22 protein-coding genes are annotated in these 18,420 nt (G+C 61.3%); 15 read left to right on the top strand and 7 right to left on the bottom strand.

The genetic code is table 11. The features are described from left to right. Nucleotides 1–8 precede the first annotated feature (8 nt). The 4 genes from ACD590_RS03230 (at nt 9) to ACD590_RS03245 (ending at nt 2,786) form a co-directional block, all read left to right on the top strand. The gene (locus tag ACD590_RS03230) at nt 9–1,292 is read left to right on the top strand and encodes a serine hydrolase (RefSeq protein ID WP_439002131.1); all 1,284 of its coding nucleotides are present in this window, start codon (nt 9–11) and stop codon (nt 1,290–1,292) included. A gap of 81 nt (nt 1,293–1,373) precedes the next feature. Continuing rightward, complete coding sequence (locus ACD590_RS03235; RefSeq protein WP_018245086.1) at nt 1,374–1,691, top strand: MazG nucleotide pyrophosphohydrolase domain-containing protein; 318 nt, start codon at nt 1,374–1,376, stop codon at nt 1,689–1,691. A gap of 86 nt (nt 1,692–1,777) precedes the next feature. Beyond that, nucleotides 1,778–2,293 (top strand): hypothetical protein, encoded by a 516-nt coding sequence (locus ACD590_RS03240; RefSeq protein ID WP_439002132.1) that lies wholly within the window; start codon nt 1,778–1,780, stop codon nt 2,291–2,293. Nucleotides 2,294–2,360: 67 nt separating this feature from the next. After that, nucleotides 2,361–2,786, top strand: coding sequence for a DUF6678 family protein (locus ACD590_RS03245; RefSeq protein ID WP_309232538.1), 426 nt, complete (start codon nt 2,361–2,363; stop codon nt 2,784–2,786). A 69-nt stretch (nt 2,787–2,855) separates the two neighbouring features. Here the strand turns inward: ACD590_RS03245 and ACD590_RS03250 are convergent, their stop codons facing one another. From ACD590_RS03250 to ACD590_RS03260, 3 genes are all read right to left on the bottom strand, one after another. Beyond that, nucleotides 2,856–3,347, bottom strand: a complete 492-nt coding sequence (locus ACD590_RS03250) for a GNAT family N-acetyltransferase (protein WP_065277967.1) — start codon at nt 3,345–3,347, stop codon at nt 2,856–2,858. Between the two features lie 16 nt (nt 3,348–3,363). Next, nucleotides 3,364–4,779: a metalloprotease TldD gene (gene tldD / locus ACD590_RS03255; RefSeq protein WP_018245088.1), complete on the bottom strand. Its 1,416-nt coding sequence runs from the start codon at nt 4,777–4,779 to the stop codon at nt 3,364–3,366. 360 nt (nt 4,780–5,139) lie between these two features. Then, complete coding sequence (locus tag ACD590_RS03260; RefSeq protein ID WP_018245089.1) at nt 5,140–5,808, bottom strand: invasion associated locus B family protein; 669 nt, start codon at nt 5,806–5,808, stop codon at nt 5,140–5,142. 316 nt (nt 5,809–6,124) lie between these two features. On the opposite strand from ACD590_RS03260, the gene coxB reads away from it, so the two are divergent. From coxB to ACD590_RS03290, 6 genes are all read left to right on the top strand, one after another. After that, complete coding sequence (coxB, locus tag ACD590_RS03265) at nt 6,125–7,009, top strand: cytochrome c oxidase subunit II (protein ID WP_018449294.1); 885 nt, start codon at nt 6,125–6,127, stop codon at nt 7,007–7,009. A gap of 17 nt (nt 7,010–7,026) precedes the next feature. After that, nucleotides 7,027–8,733, top strand: a complete 1,707-nt coding sequence (gene ctaD, locus ACD590_RS03270; RefSeq protein WP_018449293.1) for a cytochrome c oxidase subunit I — start codon at nt 7,027–7,029, stop codon at nt 8,731–8,733. 67 nt (nt 8,734–8,800) lie between these two features. Next, on the top strand, nt 8,801–9,751 hold the full coding sequence (locus ACD590_RS03275; RefSeq protein WP_028734865.1) for a heme o synthase: 951 nt from the start codon (nt 8,801–8,803) through the stop codon (nt 9,749–9,751). Beyond that, complete coding sequence (locus tag ACD590_RS03280; RefSeq protein ID WP_018245093.1) at nt 9,751–9,891, top strand: hypothetical protein; 141 nt, start codon at nt 9,751–9,753, stop codon at nt 9,889–9,891. Before ACD590_RS03275 ends, ACD590_RS03280 begins: the two co-directional genes overlap by 1 nt. After that, nucleotides 9,888–10,496 (top strand): cytochrome c oxidase assembly protein, encoded by a 609-nt coding sequence (locus tag ACD590_RS03285; protein WP_018245094.1) that lies wholly within the window; start codon nt 9,888–9,890, stop codon nt 10,494–10,496. The genes ACD590_RS03280 and ACD590_RS03285 overlap by 4 nt, the downstream gene beginning before the upstream one ends. Before the next feature lie 61 nt (nt 10,497–10,557). Further along, nucleotides 10,558–11,436 (top strand): cytochrome c oxidase subunit 3, encoded by an 879-nt coding sequence (locus ACD590_RS03290; protein ID WP_018245095.1) that lies wholly within the window; start codon nt 10,558–10,560, stop codon nt 11,434–11,436. Nucleotides 11,437–11,490: 54 nt separating this feature from the next. Here the strand turns inward: ACD590_RS03290 and ACD590_RS03295 are convergent, their stop codons facing one another. Beyond that, complete coding sequence (locus ACD590_RS03295) at nt 11,491–12,132, bottom strand: chloramphenicol phosphotransferase CPT family protein (RefSeq protein ID WP_439002133.1); 642 nt, start codon at nt 12,130–12,132, stop codon at nt 11,491–11,493. A gap of 141 nt (nt 12,133–12,273) precedes the next feature. On the opposite strand from ACD590_RS03295, the gene ACD590_RS03300 reads away from it, so the two are divergent. The 5 genes from ACD590_RS03300 to rnhA all read left to right on the top strand — a co-directional run bounded on the left by ACD590_RS03300 (nt 12,274) and on the right by rnhA (nt 15,955). Beyond that, a complete protein-coding gene (locus ACD590_RS03300; RefSeq protein ID WP_018449289.1) occupies nt 12,274–12,654 on the top strand; it encodes a DUF983 domain-containing protein in 381 nt (126 codons plus the stop codon). A gap of 1 nt (nt 12,655) precedes the next feature. Further along, nucleotides 12,656–13,402: an SURF1 family protein gene (locus ACD590_RS03305; protein ID WP_439003507.1), complete on the top strand. Its 747-nt coding sequence runs from the start codon at nt 12,656–12,658 to the stop codon at nt 13,400–13,402. A 63-nt stretch (nt 13,403–13,465) separates the two neighbouring features. After that, nucleotides 13,466–14,467: a 4-hydroxy-3-methylbut-2-enyl diphosphate reductase gene (gene ispH / locus ACD590_RS03310; protein ID WP_011650764.1), complete on the top strand. Its 1,002-nt coding sequence runs from the start codon at nt 13,466–13,468 to the stop codon at nt 14,465–14,467. 70 nt (nt 14,468–14,537) lie between these two features. Then, entirely contained in the window at nt 14,538–15,503 is a 966-nt protein-coding gene (locus ACD590_RS03315; RefSeq protein WP_439002134.1) for a homoserine kinase, read from the top strand. Next, a complete protein-coding gene (gene rnhA / locus ACD590_RS03320) occupies nt 15,500–15,955 on the top strand; it encodes a ribonuclease HI (protein WP_003545999.1) in 456 nt (151 codons plus the stop codon). The genes ACD590_RS03315 and rnhA overlap by 4 nt, the downstream gene beginning before the upstream one ends. Before the next feature lie 278 nt (nt 15,956–16,233). Here the strand turns inward: rnhA and ACD590_RS03325 are convergent, their stop codons facing one another. The 3 genes from ACD590_RS03325 to ACD590_RS03335 form a co-directional block, all read right to left on the bottom strand. After that, nucleotides 16,234–17,319 carry a zinc-binding metallopeptidase family protein gene (locus tag ACD590_RS03325; RefSeq protein WP_130715758.1) on the bottom strand — a complete coding sequence of 362 codons (1,086 nt, stop codon included), beginning with the start codon at nt 17,317–17,319 and terminating at the stop codon, nt 16,234–16,236. 148 nt (nt 17,320–17,467) lie between these two features. Beyond that, the gene (locus ACD590_RS03330) at nt 17,468–17,659 is read right to left on the bottom strand and encodes a CsbD family protein (RefSeq protein WP_003546001.1); all 192 of its coding nucleotides are present in this window, start codon (nt 17,657–17,659) and stop codon (nt 17,468–17,470) included. 99 nt (nt 17,660–17,758) lie between these two features. Further along, entirely contained in the window at nt 17,759–18,364 is a 606-nt protein-coding gene (locus ACD590_RS03335; RefSeq protein ID WP_018245102.1) for a YqgE/AlgH family protein, read from the bottom strand. Between the last annotated feature and the right edge of the window lie 56 nt (nt 18,365–18,420).

The raw sequence follows: 18,420 nt of genomic DNA on the forward strand, positions 1-18,420 counted from the left end.
GAAAGTGCATGAGAAAGCTTTTGGCGGCTGTTTTGACCGTAACGCTTGCCGTTTCGGCGCCTCTTGCGGCCCTTGCCGGCAATGCTTCGCTGATCCTCGATGCCCGCACAGGCAAGGTTCTCGCCGCCGAAAACGCCGATACGCTGAACCATCCGGCCTCGCTGACGAAGATGATGACGCTCTATCTCACCTTCGAGGCGTTGAAGCGCGGCAAGATCACCTGGGACACTCCGATCAGGATTTCGAAATACGCCGCCGCACGGCCGCCGACCAAGCTTGGTGTCAAGGCGGGCGGCACGATCACCGTGCGCGAGGCGGTCTATGGCATGATCGTCAAGTCGGCCAATGATGCCGCCTCCGCCATGGGCGAAAAGCTCGCCGGCTCGGAAAGCGGTTTTGCCCGGGTGATGACGGCCAAAGCCCGCCAGCTCGGCATGAGCCGCACCGTCTTCGTCAACGCATCCGGCCTGCCGGACGGCCGCCAGGTCACGACGGCGCGTGACATGTCGACACTCGCTGTCGCATTGATGAAGAATTATCCGAACGAATACCGGCTGTTTTCGACGGCAAGCTTCAATTTCCGCGGCCGGACCGTGCGTGGCCACAACAATCTCATGTACCGCTATCAGGGCATGGACGGCATCAAGACCGGTTATACCAACGCGTCCGGCTTCAACCTCGTCAGCGCCGTCAGGGACGGCAACCGCCGCGTGGTCGGCGTCGTGCTCGGCGGCCGCACTGCCCGCAGCCGCGACGACAAGATGGCTGGTTTGCTCGACCGCTATCTCGGCCGTGCCTTGTCTTCCGGCGGCGCAAAGCTGGTGGCGAGCGTCGGCGCGAAAGAAACTGTCGAAGTCGCGTCCGCCGCTGACGCGTCCGATGTTCCGGTGCCGCTCAATGCACCGCGCCCGGCCGACGATCTCGCGGCGAAGAGCCTGGCCTATGCCGATGACGCCGTCGTGCCCCTGGATCGTCCCGTCGCGATGGACGAGATCCTGAACGCCGGCAAGACGCCAAAGACAACAGCAGAGAAGGCCAATGGCGACTGGCAGATCCAGATCTCGGCCGCCCCTAGCGCCGATGCGGCGCGCGCGCTTCTCGCCCAGGCGAAGTCGGAAGCCGGCGCGCCGCTCGTTTCTGCCTCGCCCTATACCGAGGCGGTCGGGCAGGGGGCCAACAAGATCTATCGCGCCCGCTTCGTCGGCTTCGCCAGCAAGGATGCCGCCGTCTCGGCCTGCGATGCGCTGAAGCAGCGCTCCTATGACTGCATGCTGCTGCCGGATCGCGGCTGATCGCCGCCCAGCACTGGGCAATCCCGTTCTGGACAATTGTTGGGAATCAGCGTCTCCTCCATAAACAAAAGGAGAACGTCCATGCTACGCCGTCTCGCCGATCAATTCGAAACCTCATCCGCGGCCTATGCCGCAGCCAATGGCATCGAGCGTGACCCCGACTGGTTTCTCTTGAAGCTGCAGGAGGAGGTGGGTGAGCTCACCCAGGCCTGGAACCGCCTGACCGGCCGTGGGCGCCGCAGGGACCGGACGCCGGAAGAACTCGACCGCGATCTCGCCGACGAAACCGCCGACTTGCTCGGCCACATCCTGCTCTTTGCCCGCCGCAACGACATCGATCTTGCCGCCGCCATCGAGCGGAAGTGGCGGTTCCAGCCGGCGCTGACGTCGAAGAGCTGATGGGTCCGAAATCTCACCACCAATCAGCTCCGGACAGGTCATAGGCGTACATCTGGAGGCGGACCCCAAACGTTGAGGTGCATCCCTTGCATTCAAAGATCGAGCATTTCTTCAACGAGAAGGCAGGCCGCCTGATACAAGATAGCGCTAGGCGTATTGGTTCGCCCGTTCCGAAAGGCCTGAGCGATTGGATAACTCAAGCCGATTTCTACAATGGCTACTTTCTCGGTCCACGGGATCCAAGGGATTCGCTAATGGAGCAAATCGTCGAAGCGGCAGATAGATTGGACGACTTCTCCGTTGAGATGACCTTAAATAAGATTCATCTGGAAGATGAGCTAAACGCCGAATCTCAACCGGACGATTGCATTCTCGTATATTTCGCCGTTTGCGACTATTTCGCTAGGTATCTTCTAGAACGGGGAGTTACGAAGCCGCTGCTGCTTTGGTATTCTACCGACGTACACGAACCCGATGTGGAGTTTCCTAGTCACACGATGAGCTTCGGCTTTCCGCGCTCAGAGAAGGATTATTACTACTTGGACGTCGAGTCATTTCGAGCCGACGCGGTTGTGGGAACACAGATATCGATCAAACCGTAAATTGTCCGACTGAGATCGCTGCAACTAAAGTAGGCTTCGGGATCGAGCCCGTTGAGCTTGGCAGCAAATGCGAGGAGCTACTTTGGATCAGAAAAGACGTAAGCTCCTCACCGAGCGAGGACTCGCTTCGCATATGAACGACACGAAATGGCGGGAACTCTGTGCAGGAATAAGGGAACTTCCGTTTCCGCCTGCATATCAAGTCAAGGTGCTCGACGAGAACGAACCGAGTCCTTCCACCATCGAACGTGCTCCCCCATACTGGGGTGATTGGGCTTCAACGCCTGAGGCCGCATTGGGAGTTCACGTTGAGTGGATCAGGGTCACTCCAAGATATAAGCGCCATGTAGCACGTTTGCTCCCGCCGATTATCGAAGATTGCTCGGATCAACTGCGCTCATTGCTCAGACGGCTGCGCATCCCTTTTGTTGAAAGTGACGGCCTTTTCACGATTTATGGGCATGCTTCCGGCATCGATTTTGACACAACGTGAACGGTATCCTGCTCCAGTAACTCGTTCCCGCAGTCGCCAATTTGTCAATAGAACCTGTGACTTAAGCCTTCACCCGACCTTATAGCGGTAGAATTTGCTGTCCACCGCCATCAGCGGGAAGGAGCGGGGCAGAGCGCTCTTGGCAATCTCGGTAAAGCCGTTCTTCTCGTAGAAGCGATGCGCGGCGACGAACTTGTCGGTCGTGCCGAGGAAGATATCGGTGAGGCCGGCATCTCTGGCATGGGCAAACAGCCGATCGAGGAGCCGCGCCGCCACGCCATGCTCGCGGCCGCGAACCGTGGCGGCGACGAACATCTTGCGCAGCGCCGCCTGGTTGTTGCCGATATCCTTGAGCCCGACCGTGCCGACGATGGCCCCATCCTTGACGGCGACCCAGAACTGCCCCTTGCCGGACTGATAGAAATCCGGGATGACCCTGAGATCCGGCTGTGCATCCACGGTGATATCGATGCCGAATTCTTCGCGCTGGATCGGCAGGATCACCGAAAGCACGGCATCGGCGTCATCGGCGGTGAAGGTTCTGATTTCGACGTCCGCCATGACGGGTCCTTTCGCCTCAGGTCTGCGTGCCGCCGACCGTCACCTGATCCATGCGCAGATGCGGCTGGCCGACACCGACGGGAACCCATTGGCCGGCCTTGCCGCAATTGCCGATGCCGGTATCGAGCTTCATGTCATTGCCGATCATCGACACCCGCTTCATCGCATCCGGACCGTTGCCGATCAGCATCGCGCCCTTGATCGGCGCGCCGACCTTGCCGTTCTCGATCAGATAGGCCTCGGTGCAGCCGAAGACGAACTTGCCGGAGGTGATATCCACCTGGCCGCCGCCGAAGGAGACGGCATAGATGCCCTTCTTCACCGAGGCGATGATTTCTTCAGGTGTCTTATCGCCGCCGAGCATATAGGTGTTGGTCATGCGCGGCATCGGCACATGGGAATAGCCCTGGCGGCGGCCGTTGCCGGTGGGCGCCATGCCCATCAGCCGGGCATTCTGCCGATCCTGCATATAGCCGACGAGCTTGCCGTTTTCGATCAGCACGTTATAGGCGGACGGCGTGCCCTCGTCGTCGATGGTGATCGAGCCGCGGCGATTGTCGATCGTGCCGTCATCGACGACGGTGACGCCGGGAGCGGCGACCATCTGGCCGAGAAGGCCGGCAAAGGCCGACGTCTTCTTGCGGTTGAAATCGCCTTCCAGCCCGTGACCAACAGCCTCGTGCAGCATCACGCCCGGCCAGCCGGAGCCGAGCACCACGTCCATCGTGCCCGCCGGCGCATCGATCGCCTCGAGATTGACGAGCGCCTGGCGCAGCGCCTCGTCGGCGCCGTATTGCCAGCTGCCTTCGGCAATGAAATCGCCGAAGCCGATGCGCCCACCGCTGCCATAGGAGCCGCTCTCCTGCCGATCGCCTTCGCCGACCATGACCGAGATGTTGATGCGCGTCATCGGCCTGATGTCGCGAACACGGTGTCCGTCGGCGCGCAGGATATCGACGACCTGCCAGCTTGCGGCGACCGAGGCCGTCACCTGCCGCACCTTGTCATCCTTGCCCCGGAGATAGGCGTCGATGTCCTGCAGGACCTTGACCTTCTCCTCGAAGCTCGGCTGCCCGATCGGGTTCTCGTCGCTGTAGAATTTCTTGTTGGTGCCTTGCGGCGCTGCCGCATAGGAGCCGGAATAGCCGCGCGTCACCGCGCCGACGGCATCGGCCGCCCGCTTCAACGCCGCCACCGAGAGATCGCCGGCATGGGCATAGCCGACCGCTTCGCCGGCAACGGCGCGCAGGCCGAAACCCTGTTCGGTGTTGAAGCTGCCGCCCTTCAGCCGGCCATTGTCGAAGGTCAGCGCTTCCGCCTGCGCATGCTCGATGAACAGTTCGCCATCATCGGCGCCGGACAGAGCCTCGGCCACGTGCTTGCGCATCGTGGCTTCATCGGCATCGAAAAGCGTCAGGAGATCGGTGGTCATGGTATGGCTCCAAGCATGCGTTCAGGAGTGCACTGACTCCCTAGATAGGGCTCCACATAATAAGGAGTGAAGCCCCGCCGTCGAATTATTCTTTTTTAAAGGGATGGGAGCGTTTCCATCCCTTTGCGCTGCGTGGCGACGCAGCTCTTTTACATAGTCAGCTTGGGAGCCGATTTGATTGAGATGGCGAGCAAACAATTGCCCCTCACCCTAACCCTCTCCCCGTAAAAACGGGGCGAGGGGACGTGCCCTGCAAGAGGTGGGCGGGGGACGGAGAGGTTGGGGCAAATCCCCTTCGCCCCGTTTACGGGGAGAAGGTGGCGGCAGCCGGATGAGGGGCGGACCCACGGCAGACCGCCATCACGGCAGGGCGTCGAAGCCTTCGGCGAAGCCCTTGAGGTCGACGGGGATGCCGATGCCTTCTTCCGGCGTCTGGAAGACGATGAAGGTTGCCTGGGCGCCGCTGCGGAAGGTCTTGAGTAGCTCGTCCTCGAGCACGACCTCGGCGTAGCAGCCATCGGCAAAGCAGCGGACGAAATAGGCGCGGCCGATATCCTTGCCGTCGACATTGAGCCCGAGGCCGTTCGGCAGCAGCACGCCGAGCGGCGCCAGCACGCGCAGGATCTTCGACTTGCGGTCGGCCGTTTTCAGCACGACGACGGAAAGCCCGACTTCCGGCCGATCCTCGGCGATGACGTTCTGCATCAGCGCGCATTGTTCGGTCGCAGCCCCGGCCGGCTTGTCGCAGACGACAGACCATGCGCCATGATTGGACTTTACCGTGCCGGGCGCCGGCGGCTGCGTCTGGCCGGGCGTCACCTGTTCGACATTCGGTTTGGCGGCGCTCGGCTGCTGCGGCGCCGGAGCAGGGGTCGGCGCCGGCGCGGCAGCGGGGGGCTTGGCCTGTGACGGCGTGGGTTGCTGCTGTGCGAAAACGGGCGTCGTCGCTGCGGCCGCGATGCTGGCAGTCAGGAGAAGCGACTGCGCGAGGGAACGGAAACCCATGGAAACCTCTGGATATCGAATCATTGCGGCTATTGTTGAAGCTGCCCACCAAAAATGAAAAGCCCCACCCCGTGAAAACCGGGGGACTGCGGCGGAAATTGGACCTTTGCGAAATAATGTGTCGCGCTCGGATTGGCCGGAAAGCCGATTTTTCATATGCTGATGAAAAACTTGGGATGTTTTGCCGTTCTGACCTGCCTATGCTTTGAGCAAAAATGCCGCATAGACAATTGCTCTGACCTGTTGCGGCAAATGCCAAACTGTGGTTTGAAGCGCTGAAGATGGCAAGGATTCTGCGTTCTATTTTGCAGGTCAAGCGCTCGAGGGAGATAATAAGGTGATGAAGAAGGCTTATGCAGCCCTGACCACGCTGGTCTGTCTGCTTTTTGCTTCCGGCACATATGCCGACCAGCCCATGCCGTGGCAGGCAACGCTGCAGCCGGCGGCAACGCCGATCATGCGGGAAATCCATTGGTTCGAACAATATACCCTGTGGTTTATCGTTCCGATCACGCTTTTCGTTCTGGTCCTGCTCATCGTCGTCTGTTTCAAGTTCCGCGCCAGCGCGAACCCGGTTCCCTCGAAGACGAGCCACAACACGCTGATCGAGATTGCCTGGACCGTGGGGCCGGTCCTGGTGCTTCTTCTTCTCGCCATTCCTTCGTTCAACCTGCTGACGGCGCAGCTGACGCTGCCTGAAAACCCCGACGTCACGATCAAGGCGACCGCCACCCAGTGGCAGTGGAACTACGAATATGAAGGTTCGGGCGAAAGCCCGCTGGCTTTCGATTCCTACCTCCTGAAGGATCAGGACCGCGCAGCCGCCGGCAAGGAAGACAAGTCGATCTATCCCAGACTTCTCGCCGTCGATAACGAGCTGGTCCTGCCGGTCAACAAGACGGTCCGCGTTCTCGTGACCTCTGCGCCGACCGACGTCATCCACGCCTTCGCCATGCCTTCCTTCGGCGTCAAGATCGATGCCGTGCCGGGCCGCCTGAACGAGACCTGGTTCAGGGCCGAGCGCGAAGGCCTGTTCTACGGCCAGTGTTCCGAGCTCTGCGGCAAGGACCATGCGTTCATGCCGATCGCCATCCGCGTCGTCTCCGAGGACAAGTATAAGCAGTGGCTGACCGCAGCCGCCAGCGACCTGCCCGGCGCCTACAAGACACTCATGGCTGCAACCGATGGTCCCGCAAAGACCGTCAACGTCGCCGAAGCACAGTAATAAAGGGGATCGGGACAATGGCTGGACCTTCCGCTCACGACGATCATTCTCATGATCACGCCCATCATGACCACGCGCATGATGATCACGATCACCACGATCACGGGCACAAGCCGAGCTTTGCCAATCGCTGGCTGTTCTCGACCAACCACAAGGACATCGGCACGCTCTACCTGATCTTCGCGATCATTGCCGGCATCATCGGCGGCGCGCTGTCGGTTGCCATGCGCATGGAGCTGCAGGAGCCGGGCATCCAGATCTTCCACGGCCTGGCCTCGATGGTCTACGGCTATGAGGGCGATGCCGCAATCGACGGCGCCAAGCAGATGTTCAACATGTTCACGACAGCGCACGCGCTGATCATGATCTTCTTCATGGTCATGCCGGCGATGATCGGCGGTTTCGCCAACTGGATGGTGCCGATCATGATCGGCGCGCCGGATATGGCTTTCCCGCGCCTGAACAACATCTCCTTCTGGCTGATCGTTCCGGCCTTCGCGCTGCTGCTGCTGTCGATGTTCGTCGAAGGCCCGGCAGGCGCCTATGGCACGGGCGGCGGCTGGACGATGTATCCGCCGCTGGCAACGAGCGGCACGCCGGGACCGGCGGTCGATCTTGCGATCTTCGCGCTCCACATTGCCGGCGCCTCGTCGATCCTTGGTGCGATCAACTTCATCACCACGATCCTCAACATGCGCGCTCCCGGCATGACGCTGCACAAGATGCCGCTGTTTGCCTGGTCCGTGCTGATCACCGCCTTCCTGCTGCTGCTGTCGCTGCCGGTTCTGGCAGGCGGCATCACCATGCTGCTCACCGACCGCAACTTCGGCACCTCCTTCTTCTCTCCGGAAGGCGGCGGCGACCCGATCCTTTACCAGCACCTGTTCTGGTTCTTCGGTCACCCCGAGGTCTACATCCTCATCCTGCCAGGCTTCGGCATGGTCAGCCACATCATTTCGACCTTCTCGAAGAAGCCGATCTTCGGCTATCTCGGCATGGCCTACGCCATGGTCGCGATCGGCGCTGTCGGCTTCGTCGTCTGGGCCCACCACATGTACACGGTCGGCCTGTCGCTCGACGCGCAGCGCTACTTCGTCTTCGCGACGATGGTCATCGCCGTTCCGACGGGCGTGAAGATCTTCTCCTGGATTGCGACGATGTGGGGCGGCTCGATCTCGTTCCGCACGCCGATGCTCTGGGCGATCGGCTTCATCTTCCTGTTCACGGTCGGCGGCGTCACCGGCGTCCAGCTTGCCAATGCCGGTCTCGACCGTTCGCTGCATGACACCTATTACGTCGTGGCCCACTTCCACTACGTTCTGTCGCTCGGCGCCGTCTTCGCGATCTTCGCCGGCTGGTACTACTGGTTCCCGAAGATGACCGGCTACATGTACAACGAGCTGGTCGGCAAGCTGCATTTCTGGATCATGTTCATCGGCGTCAACCTGGTGTTCTTCCCGCAGCACTTCCTCGGTCTCGCCGGCATGCCGCGCCGCTACATCGATTATCCGGATGCCTTTGCCGGCTGGAACTATGTTTCCTCGATCGGCTCCTACATCTCGGCCTTCGGTGTGCTGATCTTCCTCTATGGCGTCTTCGAAGCCTTCGCCAAGAAGCGTGTCGCCGGCGACAATCCGTGGGGTGAGGGTGCAACGACGCTCGAATGGCAGCTGCCTTCGCCGCCGCCCTATCACCAGTGGGAACAGCTTCCGCGCATCAAGTAATTTGCGCGGACATCAGGACGCCGCCTTCGATACGGCGTCCTGATGGTAAGACATTCAGGACGGAATGATGACGGTCATCGACAATCACGAGGTGCTTGCAAAGGACGGCGAATTGTCGGAAGCGAGTGCGCGCGATTATTTCGAATTGTTGAAGCCACGGGTCATGTCGCTCGTGGTCTTCACTGCCTTTGCCGGTCTCGTGCTGGCGCCGGGCCACATCCATCCCGTTCTCGGCCTGATCGCCATCCTCTGTATCGCCGTTGGCGCCGGCGCCTCCGGCGCGCTGAACATGTGGTATGACGCCGATATCGATGCGATCATGAGCCGCACGGCCAACCGTCCGATCCCGGCCGGCCGCATCGCGCCGTCGGAGGCGCTCGCCTTCGGCCTGGTGCTGTCAGGCTTCTCGGTGGTGATTCTCGGCCTGGCCGTCAACTGGCTCTCGGCCGGCATCCTCGCTTTCACCATCTTCTTCTATGCCGTCGTCTACACCATGTGGCTGAAGCGCTCGACGCCTCAGAACATCGTCATCGGCGGCGCTGCCGGCGCCTTCCCGCCGATGATCGGTTGGGCTTGCGTGACCAACAGCGTGACGGTCGAGAGCACGGTTCTCTTCCTCATCATCTTCCTGTGGACGCCGGCGCATTTCTGGGCGCTTGCCCTGTTCAAGATGCGCGACTACGAGGCCGTCGGCGTGCCGATGCTTCCGAACGTCGCCGGCGAGCGGGTGACCAAGCATCAGATCGTTGCCTATGCGGTGCTGACCGCCGTCTGCGCGGTGTTGCCGTCCTTCCTCGGTTTCGCGAGCCTCGGTTATGGCCTCGTCGCCGCCGCTCTCGGCGCGATCTTCATATACTGTTCCATCGCCGTCTGGCGCATGCCCGACGGCGATCTGAAGATGATCCCGGCGAAGAAGCTCTTCGGCTTCTCGATCTTCTATCTCTTCGCCGTGTTCTCCGCCTTGATGATCGACCGGCTGGCCTCGCTGCTGGTCTCGCATGCGGGAGGTTGGTTCTGATGGAATTGATCAAGCTCACGGAAGCGCAGCGCAAGTCGCGCCGCAACCGCAACGTCGCCCTCGGGCTGGTGCTCGCCGGCCTCGTTATTCTCTTCTACGCGATCACCATCGTGAAGATCGGCGGGGGAATGGCTGGATGAGCGAAAACGCCGGTACACCGAAGAAGCAGGGCCGCAACAACGGCGCCGTCGTGATGATGTGCCTGAGCTTCGTCTTCGGCATGGGCGCGATGAGCTATGCCGCCGTGCCGCTCTACCGCATCTTCTGCCAGGTGACCGGCTATAACGGCACGACGCAGCGCGTCGACCAGGTGTCGAGCGTTGTGCTTGATCGCACGATGCGCGTCACCTTCGACGCCAATGTCGCGCCCGGCCTGCAATGGGAATTCAAGCCGGTCGAGCGCGAGGTCAATCCGAAGATCGGCGAGACGATCCAGGTCAATTTCACTGCCGAGAATCGTTCGAACGAAACCCAGCGCGGCCAGGCGGTTTTCAACGTCACGCCGGGCGAAGCGGGCGTCTATTTCAACAAGGTGCAATGTTTCTGCTTTACGGAAACGGACCTGAAACCGGGCGAGAAGCTCGACATGCCTGTCGTGTTCTACATCGATCCGGAAATCGTCAAGGCCGTGGAATCCAAGGATATCCACACGGTCACGCTGTCATATACGTTCTACCCGAAAGAGGGTCCGAAGCCGGTGGCTTCGAATGAGGGTGGAGCGGAGAAGATTGAAAAGAAACTTTGATCAAGGCTCGTTTCCGGCTATGCCGGGAACGGAGTGAAGGAAGACATCCGGGGATAGCTACATGGCCGATGCTCACCAGAAGAATCACGACTATCACATCATCGATCCGAGCCCGTGGCCGATTCTCGCCTCGCTCGGCGCCTTCATCATGGCGATCGGCGGCGTCTGCTACATGCGCTACCTGAACGGCGGCTCCTTCAAGGTCGCCGGCGCGGAACTCGCCAATCCCTGGCTTTTCTACATCGGCTTCGCGCTGGTGCTCTACGTCATGTACGGCTGGTGGGCCGACACGGTGAAGGAAGCCCATGAGGGTTCCCACACCCGCGTCGTCTCGCTGCACCTGCGCTACGGCATGATCATGTTCATCGCTTCGGAAGTGATGTTCTTCGTCGCCTGGTTCTGGGCCTATTTCGACGCCAGCCTCTATCCGAACGAAGCGATCCAGGCCTCGCGCCTGCTCTATACCGGCGGCACCTGGCCGCCGAAGGGCATCGAGGTCCTCGATCCCTGGCACCTGCCGATCTACAACACCGTCATCCTGCTCCTGTCGGGCACGACGGTGACCTGGGCGCACCATGCGCTGCTGCACAACGACCGCAAGGGCCTGATCCAGGGCCTGACGCTGACGGTGCTGCTCGGCGTGTTGTTCTCCAGCGTCCAGGCCTATGAATATGCCCACGCGCCCTTCGCCTTCAAGAATTCGATCTACGGCGCGACCTTCTTCATGGCGACCGGCTTCCACGGTTTCCACGTCCTCGTCGGCACGATCTTCCTGGGTGTCTGCCTGATCCGTGCGCTGCGCGGCGACTTCACCCCGAAGCAGCATTTCGGCTTCGAGGCGGCAGCCTGGTACTGGCATTTCGTCGACGTCGTCTGGTTGTTCCTGTTCTTCTGCATCTACGTCTGGGGCGGCTGGGGCGCACCCCTCGCAGCCGGCTGATCGGGACGGACAAAAATCAAAAAGGCGGGTGCCATTGGCCCCGCCTTTTTTGCTTCAACGCAATCCGGCCAGCCTTTCGAAGGCCGATGGCTCGGGAATGCCGAGATCAAGCTGGTGGCGGATCGCCGCGGCACATTCGAGCGCCGTACGCACCGACGTATCGACCTCCATGTCATAGATGCCGGGACGATGAACCTCGTCCTGCCAGCGCTGCACCGGTTCGGGAACCGGTGTCTCCTCGCTGCCGCGCAGGTAGAGGGTCTCGCGCCCTTCCTGTACGACCTCCCGCCGTTGCATGATCGTCTCGATCGGACAGCGCACGCCGACGAACAGCACGGAAAAGTCTTGCAGCCGCCGGGCGCAGTCGCCGAGAATGCCGAGCGGCTGCGAATAGCTATCGTGATGACCGAGATCGGCAACGACATTGAGTCCTAATCCGGCATGGATGGCGATCGATTCATAAAGCGCCGCATAGAGGAACGGCACCAGTTCCTCCAGCTCCGGCCGCTCGCCGCCGGGCCTGAGCCCAATACCGGGCAGGTAGCGCTTCGGTGTCATGGCATTGTAGGTGTCGACGCCCAGGTTGATCCAAGGTCCCTCGAATCCTTCCTGAATTGCGCGCGCAATGCTGGATTTGCCGCTTCGCGGCGCGCCGTTCAGGATAATGATCTGTCCGCTATGGCTATCGTTGCTCATCAGTCTTCTTCTTTTGTTTGGCGCGAATCGCTGAGGCGAAACCGCGCAGGCCTTTCCATTCGGGATGCGAATACTTTATGGGAGAGTTAAGGCAGCATTGAAGAAGCCGCGACCGCGAATGCATCTGCGGGAAGGAATGCCATGAACGAGGACAGCGCCCATTTCCCCCCCGTCGATCCGGTGAAGACCGGCATCAAAGGCTGCTGCCCGCGCTGCGGTCAGGGCAAGCTGTTCGACGGTCTGCTCGGCCTGAAGCCGCGTTGCGCCGCCTGCGGCCTCGATTATTCCTTTGCCGATTCCGGTGACGGCCCCGCCGTCTTCGTCATCCTCATCGTCGGCTTCATCATCATCGGCATGGTGTTGTGGCTGCAGGTGAATTATGGGCCGCCGATCTGGGTGCACATCCTGCTCTTTGCTCCGTTGACGATCGTCCTGTCGCTGCTGACGCTGCGCTGGTTCAAGGGCATCCTGATCGCCATGCAATACCGTCATAATGCCCGCGAAGGACGCCTGAGTGACTGAAATGGTGCATGTAACGCCGCGCCGGCGACTGCCTGTCTTGACCGGTATCCTGGTGCTGATCGCCCTTGCCATCCTGATTTCGCTCGGCACCTGGCAGGTGGAGCGCCTCCACTGGAAGGAAGGCCTGATCGCCGATATCGCTGCGCGGCAAGTTGCAGCCGCCGTGCCGCTTGCCGACATCGAGGCGATGGCGGCTGCAGGCGGTGACATCGAATACCGCAAGGTCACCGCCACCGGCCGCTATATCAACAACAAGGAGCGGCACTTCTTCGCCACCTGGCGCGGCCAGACCGGCTATTACATCTATACCCCGCTGGAGTTAGCCGACGGGCGCATTCTCTTCGTCAATCGCGGCTTCGTTCCCTTTGACAACAAGGAGCCGGAAATGCGCATGCAGGGCCAGCTGACGGATCAGCAGACCGTCACCGGCCTGGCGCGCGAAAAGCTTCCCGGCAAGCCCTCCTGGGTGGTGCCGGACAACGACGTCGCCAAGAACATCTTCTACTGGAAGGATCTCGACGTCATGGCCTCCAGCGTCGGGCTGGAGAAAGCGCGCGTCATTCCCTTCTTCGTCGATGCCGATTCCACCCCCAATCCGGCCGGCCTGCCGATCGGCGGCGTCACCCAGGTGGATCTGCCGAACGACCATCTGCAATATGCTTTCACCTGGTACGGGCTGGCCGCCGTGCTTATCGTCGTCGTGGCAATCTCCTGGTTCCGCAAGGGCGCCAAGACATCTCAGCAATAGTATCACTTCAATTCTCGACCATATTGGGCTAGAGGTCCCTAAATCTCTCAACCCGGAACTGACATGAATATTGCGGCGAAACCTCCTTTGACGATCAGGCTCTGCGGTCCGCGCGGCTTCTGCGCCGGCGTCGACCGCGCCATCCAGATCGTCGTGCTGGCGCTGAAATCCTATGGCGCGCCGGTCTATGTGCGCCACGAGATCGTCCACAATCGTTATGTCGTCGAGGGGCTGGAGGCCAAGGGCGCCGTCTTCGTCGAGGAGTTGGACGAAATCCCGGCCGAACATCGCGCCCAGCCGGTGGTCTTCTCCGCCCATGGCGTGCCGAAATCCGTGCCGGAGGATGCGGCAAGCCGTAACCTCTTCTATCTCGACGCCACCTGCCCGCTGGTCTCCAAGGTCCACAAGCAGGCGATGCGCCACAATCGCCTCGGCCGCCATGTCGTCCTCATCGGCCATGCCGGCCATCCCGAAGTGATCGGCACGATGGGGCAACTGCCGGAGGGTTCGGTTTCTCTGATCGAGACGATCGAGGATGCCGACGCCTACGTCCCTGTTGATCCCGATAATCTCGGCTATGTTACCCAGACGACGCTGTCGGTCGACGATACGGCCGGCGTCATCACCCGCCTGCACGAGCGCTTCCCGAACCTGACGGCGCCGGCCGCGGACTCGATCTGTTATGCGACGACCAACCGCCAGGAAGTGGTGAAGCAGGCAGCCCCGGGCTGCGATCTCTTCATCATCGTCGGCGCCCCGAACTCGTCCAATTCCAAGCGCCTCGTCGAAGTGGCGCTCAGGGCAGGGGCGAAGAAATCGATCCTCGTGCAGCGCGCCGCCGAGCTCGACTGGGACGAGATCGGCGCGATTTCCACGCTCGGCCTTTCCGCCGGCGCTTCCGCCCCCGAGGTCATCGTCAACGAGATCATCGAGGCTTTCCGCGCCCGCTTCGACGCCCGCGTCGAACTGGCAGAAACGGTGCAGGAAACCGAAAACTTCCTCGTCAATCGCGAACTGCGCAATATCGAGCTGACGGCGGCCGACATGGCTTTCGTCAACGGCTAGATCGGCCTTTCGGCCTAGCGTCCACTCCGGCAAATCCAATATCAACAAGGCATGAAGGGCGAGACCTCACTTGGCAGTCTATACCGATATCGCCGAAGACGATCTGAAGTGGTTCCTGACGGAATATGACGCAGGCACGCTGCTCTCCTACAAGGGCATTGCCGAAGGCGTCGAAAACTCCAACTTCCTGCTTCACACCTCCAAGGATCCGCTGATCCTGACGCTCTATGAAAAGCGCGTGGAAAAGAGCGATCTGCCTTTCTTCCTCGGCCTGATGCAGCATCTCGCCGCCCGCGGTCTGTCCTGCCCGCTGCCGCTGCCGCGCCGGGATGGCGCGCTGCTCGGCTCACTGTCCGGCCGCCCGGCAGCACTCATCTCCTTCCTCGAAGGCATGTGGCTGAGAAAGCCGGAGGCCAAGCACTGCCGCGAAGTCGGCAGGGCGCTGGCCGAGATGCATGTGGCCGGCGATGGTTTTGAGCTGAAGCGGGCGAATGCGCTGTCGATCGACGGCTGGCGGGGGCTATGGGAAAAATCCGAGCCGCGCGCCGGCGAGGTCGAGCCCGGCCTGCAGACCGAGATCCGCAGCGAACTCGACTTCCTCTCCACTGCCTGGCCGAGCGGCCTGCCGGCCGGCGTCATCCACGCCGACCTCTTCCCCGACAACGTCTTCTTCCTCGGCGACCAGCTCTCCGGCCTGATCGATTTCTATTTCGCCTGCAACGACCTGCTCGCCTATGACGTCTCGATCTGCCTGAATGCCTGGTGCTTCGAGAAGGACGGCGCCTACAACATCACCAAGGGCACGGCGATGCTCGAGGGTTACCAGAGCGTCCGGCCGTTGAGCGATGCCGAAATCTCAGCCCTGCCGGTGCTGTCGCGTGGATCGGCGCTGCGGTTCTTCCTGACCCGGCTCTATGACTGGCTGACGACGCCTGAGGGCGCCATGGTCACCAAGAAAGACCCCCTCGAATATCTCCGCAAGCTGCGGTTCCACCGCCAGATCAAATCGCCCGCCGAATACGGATTGAGCCTATGAAACACGTCGATATCTTCACCGACGGCGCGTGCTCCGGCAATCCCGGCCCTGGCGGCTGGGGCGCGGTGCTGCGTTATGGCGATGTCGAAAAGGAGCTTTGCGGCGGCGAGGCGGATACGACCAACAATCGTATGGAACTGCTGGCGGCGATCTCGGCGCTATCGGCCTTGAAGAGCCCTTGCGAGGTCGATCTCTATACCGACAGCGCCTATGTCAAGGACGGCATCTCCAAGTGGATATTCGGCTGGAAGAAAAACGGCTGGAAGACCGCAGACAAGAAGCCGGTGAAGAATGCCGAGCTCTGGCAGGCGCTGGAGGCGGCCCGTGACCGCCACAAGGTGACGCTGCACTGGGTCAAGGGCCACGCCGGCCACCCGGAAAACGAACGCGCCGACGAACTCGCCCGCCGGGGCATGGAGCCGTTCAAGAAGGGCAAGGCGGTTTCGTTTTAAATGTGCAGCCTCACGCGTTCGCCAGGAAAAGCCCGCTTGCGTGAATTGCCTTCCGCCCATCCCATCCGTCATCCTCGGGCTTGACCCGAGGATCCACGCTGGTGTCCATCAGCATCGGGCATAGATCCTCGGCTCAAGGCCGAGGATGACGGAGATTGGGGTGGCGTTCTCGCCAAACTCTCTGCCGCCGCAACGCTTGCCGCTAACCGCTCGGGCTTCGCAGAGCCGACGGGTGGAGATATTGTGACGCCTCACGATAGCGACGGCTTTCCAGCTCCTCAAGCCGCCTGCTGCTGCGGCGCCGTCGCGGCGCCCTGGATCAGCCGGTGCAGATATTCGAGTTTTGCCACGACGGGTGAGGACAGCACGAAGGGGTAGGAGTCCGGCTGCCCCATGCTGCGCTGGATGGCGTTGATCGCCAGGCTGAGCGGCACCCAGGCGCTGACCAGCTGTTCGGCGCTTCTTGCCCGGTAAGGGATGAAATCCACCTCGCCTGATATTTCCTCATGGCCGCGCGGATCGATGGCGATGCCGAAGGCGCGGGCCGTTTCGAGCGTATCGACGATATGGAGGTAATGCGCGAAGCATTCGGCGAAATCCTCCCAGGGGTGCGACGCCGCATAGGCGCTGATGAAATTGTCCGGCCATCCCAAGGGCGCACCGCCGGCATAATGGTTCTGGAGGGCTGTCGCATAGTCCTGCCGTTCATCGCCGAAGACGGCGCGAAAATCGGCAAGGCCGCCCCGATCGCGCACCAGCTTGTTCCAGATGAAATGGCCGGCCTCGTGGCGGAAATGGCCAAGCAGCGTGCGATAGGGTTCGTTCATCGAGCTGCGCGCCTGTTCGCGCGTCGCATCGTCGGCCTCGGCGGCGCGGATGGTGATCAGGCCTTCCTCATGACCGGTCATGGCCGGCACGATATAACCGTTGCTCTCTATCGAATCCTCGAGAAAATCGAAGACCAGGCCGCCTTGCGGGTCTTGCGCCCGATCGGGATGCGGCAGTTTCCAGCGCAGCAGCGAATAAAACAGATGACGTTGCGCCTGGCTGATGCGCCGCCAGCGGTCGATGCCGTCCTGGGTATCGGTGTTCGGAACCAGCCGGTTATGGCGGCAGGCAACGCAGAATTCGCTCTCGCCGTCACCGTCCACCAGCCAGTTGCAGATATCGAGGCCGGCATTGGCGCAGAAGCGGACGTCGCGATCGGGATTGGAAACGAGCTGCCAGAGTGTTTCGTCGCGCGGCTCCAGCGCATGCATCGCCAGATCGCCGGGCAGGAAGCCGAGGCGATGGTTGCAGCGCACGCATCGACGGTTGTCGAAGTGGACGACCTGATCGCAGTTGTCGCAGGCAAAAAGTTTCATCGTATCTATCTCTGCAGAGCATGAGGGTGACGGATTAAAAATGCCTGCCGCGCGAGGGCGCAGCAGGCATGGTGATAAAGGATGAGCGTCTACTGCGCATTCCTTAAAGCGGAATCACAGCGTCCTTTGCGCGTCTTAGTGCTGTCGCTCAGAGCCGATCGACGGCGCCCTTGAGCTTGTCCTTGACCTTGCCGGTTGCGACTTGTCCCTTGCCCTTGGCTTCCTGGACGGCGCCCTTGGCCTGCATCTCGCGATCGTCCGTCGCCTTGCCGACGGCCTGCTTGGTCTTGCCGGCAATTTCGTTTGCCTTACCGGAAATCTTGTCGCTGGTGCTACCCATAAGTGATGTCTCCTTGGTCGGCATGGGCCTTTTGTCCATGCTTGCCGAAATGAAACGTCACTCTTGGCTATTCGTTCCCGCTGCCGTCAGGCCAGCCTTTCAGGCATGGCCGGCTTCGGCCGAAAGCATCGCAGCGGTCACGCCCATACCGGCGAGCGCCCGCTCGTATTTGTCGTCGAGGCTGCGGTCGAAGATCAGTTCCTCATTGGCCGGGCAGGTGAGCCAGCCATTGTTGACGACCTCGCTTTCGAGCTGGCCGGCCGACCAGGAGGAATAGCCGAGCAGCATCGTCGCCCGCGTCGGCCCATTGCCCTTGGAGATGGCGCGGACGATATCGAGCGTCGCCGTCAGGCAGATGTCGTCGCTGACGGGAATGCTGGAGTCGCTGGAATAATCGTCCGAATGCAGGACGAAACCACGGCCGCTTTCCACCGGGCCGCCGGTCTGGATCGGAAAGTCGCGCGCCCGCTTCGGCAGCACGATCGAATCTTCCTGCTTGATCATGTCGAGATGCAGCAGCACATCGGTGAAGGTGAGGCTCTGTGGTCGGTTGATGACGAAGCCCATGGCCCCGGCATCCGAATGCGCGCAGATGTAGATGACGGTGCGCGCAAAATTGCGGTCTTCCATGCCCGGCATGGCGATGAGGAACTGGCCATCGAAGAAGCCACGTTCCCGTCTGTTCTTCAGCGTCAATAAGGACATCGTTCCTCCTGCTGCTAGACCGCACCAAGGCCTCGACAAAAGAAACATGGGCCAAT

The organism is Rhizobium sp. 862_C5_N1_2, from assembly GCF_051811205.1.
In the GTDB taxonomy this organism is placed as follows: Bacteria; Pseudomonadota; Alphaproteobacteria; order Rhizobiales; family Rhizobiaceae; genus Rhizobium; species Rhizobium leguminosarum.

Excerpts from the sequence above, each read along its gene's own strand:
- ACD590_RS03230 (WP_439002131.1), top strand. The coding sequence starts at position 9 with ATGAGAAAGCTTTTGGCGGCTGTTTTGACCGTAACGCTTGCCGTTTCG.
- ACD590_RS03235 (WP_018245086.1), top strand. The coding sequence starts at position 1,374 with ATGCTACGCCGTCTCGCCGATCAATTCGAAACCTCATCCGCGGCCTAT.
- ACD590_RS03245 (WP_309232538.1), top strand. The coding sequence starts at position 2,361 with ATGCGAGGAGCTACTTTGGATCAGAAAAGACGTAAGCTCCTCACCGAG.
- ACD590_RS03250 (WP_065277967.1), bottom strand. The coding sequence starts at position 3,347 with ATGGCGGACGTCGAAATCAGAACCTTCACCGCCGATGACGCCGATGCC.
- tldD (WP_018245088.1), bottom strand. The coding sequence starts at position 4,779 with ATGACCACCGATCTCCTGACGCTTTTCGATGCCGATGAAGCCACGATG.
- ACD590_RS03260 (WP_018245089.1), bottom strand. The coding sequence starts at position 5,808 with ATGATTCGATATCCAGAGGTTTCCATGGGTTTCCGTTCCCTCGCGCAG.
- coxB (WP_018449294.1), top strand. The coding sequence starts at position 6,125 with ATGAAGAAGGCTTATGCAGCCCTGACCACGCTGGTCTGTCTGCTTTTT.
- ctaD (WP_018449293.1), top strand. The coding sequence starts at position 7,027 with ATGGCTGGACCTTCCGCTCACGACGATCATTCTCATGATCACGCCCAT.
- ACD590_RS03275 (WP_028734865.1), top strand. The coding sequence starts at position 8,801 with ATGACGGTCATCGACAATCACGAGGTGCTTGCAAAGGACGGCGAATTG.
- ACD590_RS03280 (WP_018245093.1), top strand. The coding sequence starts at position 9,751 with ATGGAATTGATCAAGCTCACGGAAGCGCAGCGCAAGTCGCGCCGCAAC.
- ACD590_RS03285 (WP_018245094.1), top strand. The coding sequence starts at position 9,888 with ATGAGCGAAAACGCCGGTACACCGAAGAAGCAGGGCCGCAACAACGGC.
- ACD590_RS03290 (WP_018245095.1), top strand. The coding sequence starts at position 10,558 with ATGGCCGATGCTCACCAGAAGAATCACGACTATCACATCATCGATCCG.
- ACD590_RS03295 (WP_439002133.1), bottom strand. The coding sequence starts at position 12,132 with ATGAGCAACGATAGCCATAGCGGACAGATCATTATCCTGAACGGCGCG.
- ACD590_RS03300 (WP_018449289.1), top strand. The coding sequence starts at position 12,274 with ATGAACGAGGACAGCGCCCATTTCCCCCCCGTCGATCCGGTGAAGACC.
- ACD590_RS03305 (WP_439003507.1), top strand. The coding sequence starts at position 12,656 with ATGGTGCATGTAACGCCGCGCCGGCGACTGCCTGTCTTGACCGGTATC.
- ispH (WP_011650764.1), top strand. The coding sequence starts at position 13,466 with ATGAATATTGCGGCGAAACCTCCTTTGACGATCAGGCTCTGCGGTCCG.
- rnhA (WP_003545999.1), top strand. The coding sequence starts at position 15,500 with ATGAAACACGTCGATATCTTCACCGACGGCGCGTGCTCCGGCAATCCC.
- ACD590_RS03325 (WP_130715758.1), bottom strand. The coding sequence starts at position 17,319 with ATGAAACTTTTTGCCTGCGACAACTGCGATCAGGTCGTCCACTTCGAC.
- ACD590_RS03330 (WP_003546001.1), bottom strand. The coding sequence starts at position 17,659 with ATGGGTAGCACCAGCGACAAGATTTCCGGTAAGGCAAACGAAATTGCC.
- ACD590_RS03335 (WP_018245102.1), bottom strand. The coding sequence starts at position 18,364 with ATGTCCTTATTGACGCTGAAGAACAGACGGGAACGTGGCTTCTTCGAT.